At 70.9% G+C, this 14,176-nt stretch carries 15 protein-coding genes; 2 read left to right on the top strand and 13 right to left on the bottom strand.

Features of this window, described 5'->3' with window-relative positions:
- Nucleotides 1–13: 13 nt before the first annotated feature.
- Complete coding sequence (locus G555_RS0112310) at nucleotides 14–448, bottom strand: deoxycytidylate deaminase (protein ID WP_425413847.1); 435 nt, start codon at nucleotides 446–448, stop codon at nucleotides 14–16.
- Nucleotides 449–559: 111 nt separating this feature from the next.
- Entirely contained in the window at nucleotides 560–1,156 is a 597-nt protein-coding gene (locus G555_RS0112305) for a protein-L-isoaspartate O-methyltransferase family protein (protein ID WP_028709090.1), read from the bottom strand.
- A gap of 37 nt (nucleotides 1,157–1,193) precedes the next feature.
- On the opposite strand from G555_RS0112305, the gene G555_RS0112300 reads away from it, so the two are divergent.
- Complete coding sequence (locus G555_RS0112300) at nucleotides 1,194–2,060, top strand: HhH-GPD family protein (protein WP_028709089.1); 867 nt, start codon at nucleotides 1,194–1,196, stop codon at nucleotides 2,058–2,060.
- Nucleotides 2,061–2,157: 97 nt separating this feature from the next.
- Entirely contained in the window at nucleotides 2,158–3,873 is a 1,716-nt protein-coding gene (locus G555_RS0112295) for a GspE/PulE family protein (protein ID WP_028709088.1), read from the top strand.
- A 47-nt stretch (nucleotides 3,874–3,920) separates the two neighbouring features.
- On the opposite strand, the gene G555_RS0112290 is transcribed toward G555_RS0112295, so the two are convergent.
- The 11 genes from G555_RS0112290 to G555_RS0112240 form a co-directional block, all read right to left on the bottom strand.
- Nucleotides 3,921–5,162, bottom strand: a complete 1,242-nt coding sequence (locus G555_RS0112290) for a type II secretion system F family protein (RefSeq protein WP_028709087.1) — start codon at nucleotides 5,160–5,162, stop codon at nucleotides 3,921–3,923.
- 2 nt (nucleotides 5,163–5,164) lie between these two features.
- Complete coding sequence (locus tag G555_RS19805; protein ID WP_084635228.1) at nucleotides 5,165–6,307, bottom strand: type IV pilus twitching motility protein PilT; 1,143 nt, start codon at nucleotides 6,305–6,307, stop codon at nucleotides 5,165–5,167.
- Between the two features lie 12 nt (nucleotides 6,308–6,319).
- On the bottom strand, nucleotides 6,320–6,949 hold the full coding sequence (locus tag G555_RS0112280) for a hypothetical protein (RefSeq protein ID WP_028709086.1): 630 nt from the start codon (nucleotides 6,947–6,949) through the stop codon (nucleotides 6,320–6,322).
- On the bottom strand, nucleotides 6,949–7,602 hold the full coding sequence (locus tag G555_RS0112275) for a hypothetical protein (RefSeq protein WP_028709085.1): 654 nt from the start codon (nucleotides 7,600–7,602) through the stop codon (nucleotides 6,949–6,951). Before G555_RS0112275 ends, G555_RS0112280 begins: the two co-directional genes overlap by 1 nt.
- On the bottom strand, nucleotides 7,599–8,603 hold the full coding sequence (pilM, locus tag G555_RS21345) for a pilus assembly protein PilM (protein WP_051208986.1): 1,005 nt from the start codon (nucleotides 8,601–8,603) through the stop codon (nucleotides 7,599–7,601). Before pilM ends, G555_RS0112275 begins: the two co-directional genes overlap by 4 nt.
- Before the next feature lie 16 nt (nucleotides 8,604–8,619).
- Nucleotides 8,620–9,429, bottom strand: coding sequence for a prepilin peptidase (locus G555_RS0112265; protein ID WP_028709084.1), 810 nt, complete (start codon nucleotides 9,427–9,429; stop codon nucleotides 8,620–8,622).
- Nucleotides 9,429–11,117, bottom strand: coding sequence for a hypothetical protein (locus tag G555_RS0112260; protein ID WP_028709083.1), 1,689 nt, complete (start codon nucleotides 11,115–11,117; stop codon nucleotides 9,429–9,431). The genes G555_RS0112265 and G555_RS0112260 overlap by 1 nt, the downstream gene beginning before the upstream one ends.
- Nucleotides 11,111–11,647, bottom strand: coding sequence for a PulJ/GspJ family protein (locus G555_RS0112255; RefSeq protein ID WP_028709082.1), 537 nt, complete (start codon nucleotides 11,645–11,647; stop codon nucleotides 11,111–11,113). The genes G555_RS0112260 and G555_RS0112255 overlap by 7 nt, the downstream gene beginning before the upstream one ends.
- A gap of 13 nt (nucleotides 11,648–11,660) precedes the next feature.
- A complete protein-coding gene (locus G555_RS0112250) occupies nucleotides 11,661–12,158 on the bottom strand; it encodes a type IV pilus modification PilV family protein (protein WP_342662677.1) in 498 nt (165 codons plus the stop codon).
- An 83-nt stretch (nucleotides 12,159–12,241) separates the two neighbouring features.
- On the bottom strand, nucleotides 12,242–12,646 hold the full coding sequence (locus G555_RS21940) for a type II secretion system protein (RefSeq protein WP_036922539.1): 405 nt from the start codon (nucleotides 12,644–12,646) through the stop codon (nucleotides 12,242–12,244).
- A 652-nt stretch (nucleotides 12,647–13,298) separates the two neighbouring features.
- Nucleotides 13,299–14,078: an HAD-IIA family hydrolase gene (locus G555_RS0112240; RefSeq protein ID WP_028709080.1), complete on the bottom strand. Its 780-nt coding sequence runs from the start codon at nucleotides 14,076–14,078 to the stop codon at nucleotides 13,299–13,301.
- Nucleotides 14,079–14,176 lie beyond the last annotated feature (98 nt).

Here is a 14,176-nt window from a genome sequence, read left to right as displayed (position 1 = left end):
CCGCCGGACGCCGTCACCAGGCGATGATCTCCGTGCCGTCGTAGGTCCCGTCGGGCCACACGACCCGGACGATCCCCGCCGCGGCGAGCGCCTTGCGGCAGCCCGGGCAGGGGGGATCGGTGATGTAGGCACAGGCTCCCTTGGTGTCACGGGTGGCGAACAGCAGGGCGTTCACCTCGGCGTGGATGGCGATGCAGAATCCCGGCGTCCCCGGGCGGTCGTAGTCGCCGAGCCCCGGAACCTGGTCGTAGGAGAGCCGCCCGCGCGGGCACGCCCCGTCGAGGCAGTCGGGGACCCCCGACGCCGCGCCGTTGTAGCCGGTCGCGATGATCCTCTTGTCCTGCACGAGCACGGCCCCCACCCTGCGCCGCGTGCACTTCGCGCGCACGGCGACGGCCTGCGCGATCCCGAGGAAGTACTCGTCCCAGCCCGGCACCTGCTCACTCACCGGCGCCTCCTTCATGTGCCCTGTGGGCAAATCTAACGGCCCGGACGGGCCGCCGTGGCTCGCGGGCGGGATGCCCTCCCGCCGAGCGGCGCAGCGCGCCACGCCGCCCGGTCACGCCTCGGGGTCGACCAGCGGGACGAACACGAACTCGCCGGGCACGACCCGGTCGACGAACCCCGCGGGCATGCGCGTCACGAGGTGCATCTCGTGCCCGACCGGACCGACGAGCCGGCCGCCGACCGCCAGTTGCTCGCACAACTCGACGGGAACCCGCGCCGCGGCGGCCGACACGAGGATCCGGTCGTACGGGGCGTGCTCCGGAAGACCCAGCACGTCGCCTGCGTCGTGCACCGCCACCTCCGCGAAACCCGCGGCGACGAGACGCGACCGGCCGTACTCGACGAGACGCGGGACGATCTCCACCGCATGGACGACTCCCCCGGGCCGCGTGAGGACCGACAGCAGAGCGGACGTCCAGCCCGACCCGCTGCCCACGTCCAGCACGCGGTGCCCGGGGCGTGCGTCGAGGAGGGCGAGCATGTACGCCACGGTGCTCGGCTGCGAGCAGGTCGCGCCGTCGCCGATCGGCAGCGCCGCGTCCTGGCCGGCGAGCGCCCGGACGTCCCGCGGCAGGAAACCACGCCGCGGCACCGCGGCGATGGCCTTCCGCGCTCGGCCCGACGGGGCCCGGTGACCACTGGTAGCCATGCTCCACCGTACGCACCACGCGCCCTACAGTGGGCCCGTGACGACGATCGCCGCTCCGCTGACCGCCTGGTACGCGGCGCACGCGCGTGACTTGCCATGGCGCCGCCCGGACTGCGGCGCATGGGGCGTTCTCGTGAGCGAGTTCATGCTGCAGCAGACGCCGGTGACCCGGGTGCTTCGTCCGTGGCGGGAGTGGCTGGACCGCTGGCCCGCACCCGAGTCCCTCGCCGCCGCCCCTGTCGCGGACGCCGTCCGCCTGTGGGGCACCCTCGGCTACCCGCGGCGCGCGCTGTGGCTGCACCGCACCGCCGCCCGCATCGTCGAGCGCCACGGCGGAGTCGTGCCGCGCGACGTCGCCGACCTGCTGGAACTGCCCGGCGTCGGTCCGTACACGGCGCGCGCGATCGCCGTCTTCGCCTATGGGGAACGCCACCCGGTCGTCGACACCAACACCCGCCGCGTCCTCGCCCGGGCCGTCGCCGGACGCAGCGGTCCGCGCGCACCGTCCCCGCACGACCTCGTGGCGATGGAGGACGTCCTTCCGCGAGACGCCGCCGGCGCCGCGATCGTGAATGCCGCAGCCATGGAGCTCGGGGCGCTGGTGTGTGTGGCCCGCGCGCCGCGCTGTGGCGACTGCCCGCTGGAGGACAGGTGCGCCTGGCGTGCAGCCGGGTACCCCGATACCGGGGACGGCCGGCCGCGCCAGGCCCGCTACGAGGGCAGCGACCGGCAGGCGCGCGGCGCCGTCCTGCGGGTGCTGCGCGATGCGGCCGGCGGCACCGTGCCCCCCGCGCGGCTCGCCGGGGCGTGGCCCGACATCGTGCAGCGGGATCGCGCCGTGGCCTCCCTGCTGGCCGACGGGCTGGCCGAGACGACCGCCGGCGGCCTTCGTCTCCCCGGATAGACCCCCGTGAGACAGCACATCCGCCCACCAATCAGCGGACAGCCACGGACGCGGCGATCCGTGTCCCGCCGGTAGACTCACGCCGACGAGGGGGATCATGCAGGGTCTGGTGGAGGCACTCGCGCTCACGGGAGCGATCGACGCGACCACCATGTCGGAACTGCTCGCGGAGTTCGGCGACACCCGCGACGCCGGCCAGCACCTGCTGGAGCGCCGGATCATCACGGCCGACCAGCTCGCCCAGGCCGTCGCCGAGCAGACGGGCTGCGAGTTCTTCGATCTCACCAGCGTCGATCTCGACCCGGCCATCATCGCGCTCGTCCCCGGCCAGGTCTGCCGCAAGTACGAGCTGATCCCCATCGTCCGCCGCCCGGCGAGCCAGCGCCCGCTCCCCCGCCGCCCCATGGAGGCGCTGACCGACACCGCTGTCGACGAGCTCGTCCTCGGCATGGTGGACCCGACCGACATCATCGCCATCGACGACGCGGCCAGCCTCACCGACCTCGTCATCGAGCCGGTCGTCGTCAGCAGGGACGCGCTGCGCCAGGCCTTCGAGCGATACGTCCGCTCCGACGACGAGCTGAGCGAGCTGTCCGCCGCGCTGGAGGACAGCGCCGCCACATCGTCCGCGGCCACCGAGACGCTGGAGGCCGGAGCCGACGACGTCCCGGTCGTGCGATTCGTCAACCTGCTCATCTCCCAGGCCGTGAACGACCGGGCGAGCGACATCCACATCGAGCCGGGCGAGCAGTTCCTCACCGTGCGGTATCGCATCGACGGCGTCCTCCACGAGATGCAGCGCGCCGACCGCAGCATCCAGGACGGGGTCATCTCGCGACTGAAGATCATGTCCCAGATCGACATCGCCGAGCGGCGCCGCCCGCAGGACGGTCGCATGTCGATCCGCCACGAGGGGCGCCTCGTGGATCTGCGCGTCGCCACGCTGCCCACCGTGTGGGGCGAGAAGATCGTGATGCGGATCCTCGACAACTCCGCCGACTCCATGACGATGGCCGACCTCGCCCTGTCCGCCGGGAATCGCAGGCCCTTCGAGCACGCCATCGCCAGCCCGCACGGGATGATCCTCGTCACCGGACCGACCGGATCCGGCAAGTCGACGACGCTCCGGACCGCCCTCAGCGTCGTCGCCAAGCCGGAGGTGAACGTCCTCACCATCGAGGACCCGGTGGAGTTCCGCATCCCCGGGATCAGCCAGGTGCAGGTCAACCCGAAGGCGGGCCTGACCTTCCACAACGCACTGCGCGCCATGCTGCGCTGCGATCCCGACGTGGTGCTCGTCGGCGAGATCCGCGACCAGGAGACCGCCGTGACCTCCATCGAGGCCGCCCTGACCGGCCACCTGGTGCTGTCGACGCTGCACACCAACGATGCGCCCAGCGCGGTCACGCGGCTCGTCGAGATCGGCGCCGAGCCGTACCTCGTGGCGACGGCGCTCCGCCTCGCCGTCGCCCAGCGGCTCGCCCGCCGTCTGTGCATCCATTGCCGCAAGCCGGTCGAGGTCGAGACCGAGAGCCTGGACCGGCTCGGGTTCGGCGAGCTCGCCGACCCGCAGTTCTTCCGTCCCGGCGGGTGCAGCACCTGCTCGGGCACCGGGTACAGGGGGCGCATCGCCCTGCACGAGGTGATGGTCGTCACCGAGGAGATCGAGCAACTGGTCGTGGGCCACGCGACGGGCAAGGGGATCCGGGCTGTGGCCGAGCAGCAGGGCATGACGTCGCTGCGGCAGGACGGCTGGGTCAAGGTCGCGCAGGGGCTCACCACCATCGAGGAGGTCCTCCGCGTGACGGTGTGACGCGGATGCGACGGCGGAGCGTCATCACGGCGACGCCCGCCGCACGCTCACCTCATCTCGTTGAGCTGGGAGTAGATGCTGAAGATCGGCAGGTACAGCGTCAGGACCATGCCGCCGATGAGAACGCCGATCAGGACGATCAGGATCGGTTCGAGGGTGCTGGCAAGCTGCTCGGTGGCCGTCTTCGCCTCGGCGTCGTAGAGCTGCGCGATCGAGCCCAGCATGTCGGGCAGGGTCCCCGACTCCTCCCCCACCGAGGTCATCTGCGCCACGATCGGAGGGAACACCTCGGCCTTCGCCAGGGGCGCCGCGAACGAGCGCCCGTCCCGCACCGACTTCTGGACCTCGGTGACGGCCTGCTCGATCGCGTAGTTGTTCGACGCCCTGCCCACGGTGTCGAGCGCCTGCAGCAGCGGGACGCCGGCGCGCAGCATCATCGACAGGTTCCTCGTGAAGTGGGCGACGGCCACTTTGGTGGTGAGCTTGCCGAAGACCGGCATCCGGAGCTTGAACGGGTCCACCACCTGGCGGACCGCGACGGTGTCGCGGTTGCGCCGCCACCAGAACACGCCCGCCGCGACGACCACGGCGAGCAGGGGAAGGACCCAGACCATGTTGTGGGAGATCGCCACGAGGATCCTGGTCGGCAGCGGCAGCTCGCCGCCCAGGGACGCGAACATCTTCTCGAAGACCGGGACGATGAAGGTCACCATGCCGAGCACGGCCAGCACGGCGATGACGAGCACGACGGCCGGATAGGTGGACGCCGACTTCAGCTTGTCCTGGAGCTCGGCATCGGCCCGATAGGTCGCGGACACCAGCTCCAGCGACTGACCGAGGAAGCCGCCGGTCTCGCCGACCTTCACGAGGTTCACCATCAGCGACGGGAACGCCGTGGGCCGCTTGGCGAACGCGGCCGACAGCGACAGGCCCGCCTCCAGGTCGGCCTGCACGCCCACGAGGGCCGTGCGCAGCCCGGCGTCCTCGGTCTGCTCGACGGCGATCGTGATGGCGCGCATCAGCGGCAGCCCGGCATTGATCATGGCCGACAACTGGCTGGCGAACAGGGCCAGGGGCTTCAGCTTGACCCGCCGCTTGTCCGCGCCGGGCAACCGGATCTCGCGGTGGATGCCGGTGGTGGCCACGGGCTCGACCTGCAGCGGCAGGAGGCCCTGCGCACGGATCTTTCCGAGCACGGCGCCCGCGCTGGCCGCCTCGATGGTTCCCTTCGACACCGCGCCGCCGCGCGGATCCACGGCCCGGTACGCGTACTCCTTGAGCAACGCCATGACTAGTACACCCGCCTCGCGTAGGCCTGCTGGTCGGCGTGGTGGGTCCACGATTCGGCGTCCAGGTCCTGCACCTGGACCCGGACGAGGTCGAGTCCCTGCGGGTCCACCGCGACGCCCTGGGCGACCTGCCGCGACACGAGGCCGCCCGCCACCAGTCCGGCGAGGCTCTGGTCGAGGGTGTGCATCCCGAGCGAGGACCCGGCCTGCATCGCGGAGTAGAGCTGGGCGACCTCTCCCTCGCGGATGAGGTTCGCCACCGCCGGGGTGTGGACGAGCACCTCCGTCGCCAGGACGCGCCCGGCGACCTGTGCGCGCGGCAGGAGCGTCTGGCTGATGACGCCCTGCAGGGTGTCGGCCAGTTGGGCGCGCACCTGGTTCTGCTGGTACGCCGGGAAGCTGTCGATGATCCGGTCGATGCTCTTCGCCGCACCCTGGGTGTGCAGGGTGCTGAGGACGAGGTGACCGGTCTCGGCCGCCGTCAGCGCGGTGGAGATCGATTCCGGGTCCCGCAGCTCGCCGATGAGGATGACGTCGGGATCCTGCCGCAGGATGTGGCGCATCGCGGAGGCGAAACTCGGGGTGTCCCTGCCGAGCTCGCGCTGGTGGATCAGCGCCCGCCTGCTGGTGTGGAGGTACTCGATGGGATCCTCGATCGTGATGATGTGCAGCGGGCACTCCCGGTTGACGACGTCCACCATCGCCGCCAGGGTCGTCGACTTGCCCGAGCCGGTCGGCCCGGTGCACAGGACGAGGCCGCGCGGCTTCAGCGCGAGGTCTCGCGCGATGGCCGGGATGCCCAGCGACTGGAGCGTCGACACGGCGCTCGGCACGAGCCGCAGGGCGGCGGCGACCCCGCCGAGCTGGCGGAAGATGTTGACGCGGAAGCGCGCACCCGTCCCCAGCGTGTAGGCCAGGTCGACCTCGCCGATCTCCTCGTACGTCTGCCGCTGGGCCGGGCTCATGATCGCCAGCAGCGCCGACTCCAGCCACTGCGCGGGCACCGGCTCGGGGAACTCCGGGACTCCCGTCAGGGCGCCGACGAGGCGCATCAGCGGCGGCGCGCCCGACGAGAGATGCACGTCGGACGCCTCCCGGGTGATGGCCGAGACGAGGATCCTGTCCAGCCCTTCTGCGGCGGTCATCGGTCTCTCCCCTCAGGCGTTCCGCACGAAGGCGTCGGCCGTGACCGTGGCCAGCATCTGGTCGCCGATGCTGGTGTCGTCGACGCTCACCATGTCGACGCGCAGCAGCCGCGGCTCCTGCTGCAGACCGGCGAGGAACTCGGTGACCTTGTCGATGGACGCGGCGCGGACGGTGAACACCACCCGCACCTGTTCGCTCTCGGCCTGGTTCGTGGCGGTTCCGCCCGCGGCACTGCTGCTGGAGGTGCTCTTGGCCGATGCCGGCGCGGCGGACGGCTCGGAGCCGTCGGCGACGACGAAGGCCGCCGAGTCGGAGACCTTCATCGTCACGAGGGTCGCGTCGACCCGCCGCGCCGCGGCCACGGCCGCCTGCAGGATCGTGTCCACGCTCCGGCTGGACGGGATCTGGCCCTGGAGGCTCGTGACGTCCGCGTCGAGCGAGGCCCGCTGCGTCGCCTGGTTGCGCAGGACCTCCACCTGGACGGCCCGCACGTCGTTCGCCGACTTCGCCTGCTCGCGCTGCGCGTCCAGATCGGTCGACGCCATGTACACGGGCACCGCCGCCAGGGTGATGCCGGCCACGAGCACGCCGAGCACGACGGCTCCGCCCATGAGGTTGATCAGCTTCCTGGGCAGATTCATCATCGTCCCTTCACGACGTAGCGATCGGTGTAGAACGTCTGGTCGGCCGCGACGAGGACGACGACCGTGTACCGCCGCTCGGTATCGCTCAAGGTGACGTCGCCGGCGTCCGCCGCGAGGATCCCGGACACCGTCCGCAGGCGCTGGACCGTCAGGTACAGGGCCGAAGGGTCCGCGCTCGCGACGGTCAGCGTGCCGCTGACACCCACCTGCGTGGACGGATCGGCTCCGGTCGGGGCGGCACCCGGCACCAGGGCGCAGTCGACGATGGTCGCCCCGCTCGCGAGCCCCCGGTTCAGGCTCTTCCACAGGGCCGGCCAGTCCAGTTCGTTCGCCGACGCGTCGCTGCGGTACTTCTGCAGGGCCGAGCGCTCCGACAGCGCCCGGGTCACGTCCTGATAGGTCGCGAGCTCGGCGTCCAGGGACGAACTCCGGCTCGTCTCCTCGGCGAGCCGCTGCGCGGCCGCGGCCTGCAGGAGGCAGGCGCCGCCGATGAGCACGGCGAGGACGCCGATCGCGGCGACGAGCGCCACGAGCCAGCGGCGCAGCAGGGTGAGCTGGGCACGCCGCTCCCGCTCGCGGGGAGGCAGCAGGTCGACACGCAGCGATCCGGTGACGAGCGGCGGCGGTGCGGAGCGCAGACGGATGTTCACTTCTTCGGATCCCCCAGTGCGATTCCGACGGCGTTGAGAAGGCTCGGCGGCGGAGTGCCCTTCTCCGCCACGGGCTTGGCGACGCGGACGACGTCGGTGACGGCGAGCGGGCCGATGTCCATGCGGACCTCTCGCGCGATGGCGGCCGCGACGTCCCACGTGGCCATGGCGCCGGTCACGAAGAGCGCCGCGACGGGCGTCGCGCCCTCCCGGCCGGCGTGGAAGTCGAGGGTGTTGCGGATGCGCGATGCCAGGTCGGCGTGCGTGGAGTCGGGCATCGCCGGGCCTGCGGCCTCCGGCATGATCCGGCGGGCGGGCCCCTCGCCGCCGGGTGCGGAGGCGCCCTGGTCCGCGGGCACGGGCAGATGCTCCGGAGTCAGGTCCACCGGCACGATGCGGACGAACGACGGCAGACCGGCCTCCACGACGACGACGGACGTCGTGTGCCCGCCGATCGACGCGACCGCGACCGGCTCGGGCCGGATCCCGACGGCGGCGTTCAGCGCGCGCACGAGGCCGAACGGGACGAAGTCGACGGCGTCGGTGCGGAGCTTGGCCATGGACAGGGTGGAGATCAGCCGCTCGATGCCGTCGGCCACGGTTGCCACCAGCAGCCCCGACACGTCCTCGGCGGACTCGCGGATCGGCAGGAAGTCCAGCACCGCCTGCTCGAGCGGCACCGGAAGCAGATCCTGGACGGCGAACGGGAGCGTCTCGCGCAGCACGGCGCGGTCGAGCCGCGGCGAGACGTACTCGCGGACGAGGAGGCGGCGGTTGGCCACACCCAGGACGACGTGCCGGGAGGAGAACCGGCACTGGCTCCACAACTGGGCCAGCGCCAGCGTCACGGCGGTCGGATCGAGGACCTCGGAGTCCTTCGCCGCGTCCTCGGGCAGGGGGACGGCTCCCGCCGCGAGCAGGGTCGGGGTCCGCGTCGTGCTCACCTCGGCCGCGCGGATGCCCTCCTCGGCGATCTCCAGACCGATCACGCTGCCCGCCATGGGGTGTTCCCTTCTCTCATGCCGCCCCGACCAGACGCAGATAGCCCGTCGCCACCGGCTCGCCCAGGACGATCCCCAGCCAGGCGCCCGCGAGCATCCAGGGCCCGTAGGGGATGGCCGACCGGCGCCCGGCCCTCCCGAACGCGATCAGCGCGATGCCGAAGAGCCCGCCGAGGACGAATCCGGCCAGCGTCCCGACGGCGAGCGCACCCCAGCCGAACCATCCCAGGTACAGCCCGAGCAGCCCGGCGAGCTTGACATCGCCGCCGCCCATCCCGTCCGGCCGGATCAGTCTCAGGAGGCCGTAGAGACCGGCGAGGATCGCCATTCCGGCCACGGCACGCCCCAGCGAGGGCCACGGGGCGCCGAGCAGGCAGGCGACCAGCAGGCCGGCACCGGCCACGGGATACCCGGGCAGGACGATGACGTCCGGCAGCCGGTGGGTGTCCAGGTCGATGACGGTGAGGATCACGGTGACGGCCGCGAGCCACCACAAGGCGACCGCGACGGCCACGTCGGCGGGCGCAGGTGACCGCGCGCCCGCGAAGAGGAACCAGGTCACGAGGACGAACAGCGCCGCGCACGCGGCCTCGACGAGCGGGTAGGTCCACCGGATCGGCGCGCGGCACGTCGCGCATCGCCCCCGCAGAGCCAGCCACGACGCCACGGGGACGTTCTGCCACCACCGCACGGGTGCGTCGCAGTGCGGGCAGTGGCTGGGGCGTGTCAGGGAGAGACCCGCGGGCACCCGGTAGGCCACGACGTTGCCGAAGGAGCCGATCGCCAGGCCGAACAGCCCGGGGATGCACAGCAGCCAGCCGGGCATCAGATGTCCCGTCGATCGAGCAGCCCGCCCAGGGAGCCTTCGCCGGGCGAGACGACGGGTCCGGCCTCGACGTTGAGCGACGGCAGCGAGACGGCCGTGTAGTAGAGCTGCATGCCTGCCTCGGCGGAGCCGCCGTTGCCGCCCCAGGTCAGGTTTCCGGCGTACACCTGGCCGTTCCACCGGACGTTCGTGACGCCGGCGCTCTGCCCGAGGTGGATCTCGCACGGCGAGTAGGCGAGCCCGGTGATCTCGGCGGCCATGTGGACGTCGTCGAGCTTCATGAGGCCCTGGCCGGCGGCGCACGTCGGCGTGCCGTCGGCGGTGTTGTCGGGGACGACGAGGCTGAACGCGTGCGCCCCGCCGTCGGCCGAGGTGAGGGTCAGCCCCTGCGCGGAGGAGATCTTGTTGGCGACGAAGATGACGTCCGTCTTGAGGTTGAACGGCACGGCGTACAGGTTGACGTCGTTGCAGGCGCGCGCGTCGACCACCGTGGGCCTGCTCAGCGAGTCGATCAGCGAGGTGAGACTCGCGTTGCCCTGGAAGTTGCACTGGGCGCTCGTCAGCTCCAGCGGCGCATAGGTGCCGAGCGCACCGCCCGCATAGCCGTAGTCCACCCACGAGAAGCCCGCGTCCTGCAGGTCCTCGGGCAGAGTGATGGTCGGGGCGGTCACGCTCGCCGAGCCGGTCGTCTTGGTGCCCTTGACGGTCGGCCCCGAGCCCCAGGTGTCGAGCGTCCCGCGCAGTCGCAGGTTGCCGTCGATGGTCGTCGTCGGCGCGATCGAGTTCGACCCCGTCCCGGCGGCGAGCACGGTTCCTCCGACCGTGGAGTCCTGGAAGCTGCTGAACGTGCCGGCGATCTTCACCGATCCGCCGATCGTGCCCTTGTAGACGCTGGACGTGCCGGAACCGGTGCTCGTCACGTCGCCGCCGACGCCGGCGCTGTTGATCGTGACGCCCTTGACGGCCTCGACGCTGCCGGCCACCGTGCCCTGGTGGACGTAGAAGGTGCCGAGCGTGACGATGCTGCCGTAGATGAGGTTGTTGTTGTTGATCGTGACGTCCCCGGTGGCGTGGAGGTCGCCGACGATGCTGCAGGTGTTGCTCAGGCTGACGGAGCCGTGGGCCATGAACAGGTCGCCCGACACGATGGTGGTGTTGTTGCAGTCGAGATTGCCCGACCCGATGACGAAGTCGCCGCCGTTTCGGATGTAGATGGACGAGATGTTGATCGCCCCGCCGGCCAGCCTGGCGGACACGAGGGCGCCGGTGACGCTTCCGGTGGTGACGTTGGTGGTGTAGGCGTAGACGGCCCGTGTCCTGGTCCGCGCCGTGCCCGAGGTGCCGGTGATCTCGAAGGCGATCTCCCCGGTCTCCTCGCAGGACGCCTCGCCGTGGTAGGCGGGAGGGTCCTCCGAGTCGACGACGGCATCGCAGTCGACACCCTCGCGACGGGCCGTCGCGACCATGTCCGCGAGCCCGGCGTCGGCCGCCTGCTGCGACTGGACGACGTCGCGACTGGACACCACCGACTGCGTCGTCGTCACGACCAGGGCGGTCAGCGTCAGCCCGACCATGGTCAGCACGAGCATCACGACGACGACCGAGATCAGCGTCGATCCGCGCTCACTGCGGCCGGGCAGCCCGCGGCGCCGACCGATCCGGCCGGCGTGATTCCGGGATCTCAGCATGTCTCCCCTCCCCCGTCGCGGTCCTTGCCCTGCGCGGTCACCGAGCCCTGTGCCTCGGCCCGGGCCGATCCCTCGGCGACGGCGAGGCCGTACTCCACCGTCCCGGCCGACCCGCTCACGACGGAGAACGCCCGTCCCCTCTCGTCGAGGGTCCCGCTGACACCGGTGGCCAGCACGGCGGGCCCGGCCGTCGACGAGGCGCGGTACGTGAGATCTCCGCCCGCCAGCTCCCAGGTCCGGCACACCCAGCCACCCTCGGTGGAGACCAGCGCCGACAGGCGTGTGGCGTCCACCGTGACGCTGGTCACATCGGCGTCGCGAATGGAGGTCTGCAACGTCATCGCGATCGTCTGTGCCCGCGCTGTGGTGGAGTCCCGGTCGAGCGAGGCGGCATTCGTCTGCAGACCGTTGATGAACACTCCGGACAGCACGATCAGCAATACGGCCGAAACGGCCGAGACGACGATCAGCTCGACGATCGTCAGCCCGTCCTGCGCGGTGTCCGAGTTGGCTTTCCAGCGACGATGCACGGTTGTTGTCACCTCATGTGGAATCGACGACGATCTTCGTGCTGAGCGCGGCGAGGGTGCGATCCGGATCGGTCTGCGGATAGACCCGGACCGACACGTCTATCGTGCCGGGGAATGAGGTCGGGCAGCGACCCACCGTCGCCTCCGCGACATTGCCGTCGACGGGATCCGACGTGGTCACCTCGGTCTTCCACGTGGTGAGGGCGGCGCAGGTGCTCGACAACTCGGCCGCCTGGCGGGCATCGTCCAGCGACGCTCCGGCGAGAGTCGTGGCCGCCGCCAGTTCACGGTTCGACTGGGTCGTGCGGACCGCCCCCAGGAGCATCGGGAGCAGCCCGATCGACATGAGGGCGAGGACGAACATGGCGACGATGATCTCGACCATGCTGAAGCCCGCGTCCGTCGAAGGACGGCGTGCATCGCGCGCCCGGCATCCGCCTGCTGTCCTCACTGCTCCCCCTGGTCGCCCGAGCCTCCCGGGGCGCGGCGTCCTCCCTCGTGGATGCCGCATTCCGTGGCGCTGTGGGGCCGGGCCGGCGAGACCCGGCCCCACAGCGGCGGAGGCCGGGAGTCGCCCCATGCCTCCGGCGCCGGTCAGGCCTTGCAGGCCGATCCGTCAGCCTCCGCGCCGTTTCCACCGAAGAACTTCTGGTCGTTGAACCCGGTCGCCGAGACACAGATGTCGTCCAGCGTCGCATCTTCGTTCTCGAGCGTCACCGCGGTGACGTCGGTGTTCACCAACGACGTGAGGTCGGCCTCACTCGCCGACTTTCCACCGGCAAGAGCTCCCGCGACGACGTTGGCGCCGTTGGCGGCGACGGCCTTCAGGGAGTTCTCCTGTGCCTTCTGCTGGATGCCGGAGAACACGGGGATGGCGATGGCGATCAGGATGCCGAGGATCGCGACGACGACGATGAGCTCGATGAGCGAGAATCCCTGCTCATCGGTTTCGGAACGGCGCCGCACCGCATCGCGGTAGCGCCGAATGAGTGCATTCATGATGTCTCTCCACAGTACGAGCGAACGAGTGGCTCACACCGCGGCTGATGTCCCGTCGGACTCGCCCGCGGCAAACAGATGCACATTCCCCCCGACTGCGCGTCAATACCGTTTCGCTTCGTCGCGTTCTTCGCAAGCCGTCTCATTCCACACAGAACGCGACTGGCGCCGCCCGACGGCGCGTGCTAGGCATTGCGCCACGATTCTTCCCGGCAGGATTCCGCTGCCGCCGAACCGCGCAGGCGGAATGTTCTGGCGAGCGGGGACAAATCCGGCTCCGAGACGATCGCGCCGCAGCAGCGGCGGCCGGCACTCCCGCTCTCGAAGGGCGGGCCGCGCCACGGCAGACGAGCAGCCTCGGCACGCTCGACCGCGACAAACACGGCCCCGACGGCGACCGTGCCGCCGGGAGACGGGACGTCCCGCCGGTGGCCCGCACCGCCGTGCGCGACGTTCGGAGACGTCGCACCGCCCGTCGGCACCGGCGGCGGCGTCCTGCAAAATCATGACCCTGCGGACGTCCCGGCGGACGACTGTCGAGGCGACGTCCGGTCCTAGAAATCCATGACGCCGCGAACGACGAAGCGGCCCTCCCGCCGTGCGGCCCGGAGGCCGGTGGGCGAAGAGAGCCGCCGGAGGACGGACGGGTGGGTCAGATCTCGGGGATCAGGTCGGCCACCGAGTCGATGACCTGATTGGGACGGAACGGGTACTTCTGGATGTCGGCCGCCGTCGTCAGCCCGGTCATCACGAGGACGGTGTGGAGGCCGGCCTCCATGCCCGCGATGATGTCGGTGTCCATCCGGTCGCCGATCATGGCGGTGGTCTCGGAGTGGGCCTCGATCCGGTTCATGGCGGAGCGGAACATCATGGGGTTCGGCTTGCCGACGATGTAGGGCTTGCGATTGGTCGCCGCCGTGATCATGGCCGCGACGGCACCGGCGGCGGGGAGGATGCCCTCGCGGCTGGGACCCGTCGTGTCGGGGTTCGTCGCGATGAAGCGGGCCCCGTCGCTGACCATGCGGATCGCCTTGGTGATGGTCTCGAACGAGTAGGTCCGGGTCTCGCCGAGCACGACCCAGGCGGGATCCTGGTCGGTGAGGACGAAACCGGCTTCGTGGAGGGCGGTCGTGAGCCCGGCCTCCCCGATGACGTAGGCCGTCTTCTCCCCGGACTGCTGCTCGAGGAACGACGCCGTCGCGAGGGCGGACGTCCAGATGTTCTCCTCGGGGATGCTGAGTCCGGACTTCTCCAGCCTGGCCGAGAGGTCGCGCGGGGTGAAGATCGAGTTGTTGGTGAGGACGAGGAAGCGCCGGGAGGTGTCCACCCAGCGGTTGATGAGCTCATTGGCACCGCGGATGGCTTCGTTCTCATGGACGAGCACGCCATCCATGTCGGTGAGCCAGCATTCGATGTCGCGAATCTTTCGCATGCACCCATTGTCCACTATTTGTCATCACAACCAAAACTGACGCGGTGCGCCGGGGGGACACCTGGGCGCCGACGCGCGCCCTATCCGCTCAGTTGCGC

This window comes from Propionicicella superfundia DSM 22317, assembly GCF_000423465.1.
Lineage (GTDB): Bacteria > Actinomycetota > Actinomycetes > Propionibacteriales > Propionibacteriaceae > Propionicicella > Propionicicella superfundia.
This window is presented reverse-complemented; position numbering and strand designations above follow the sequence as displayed.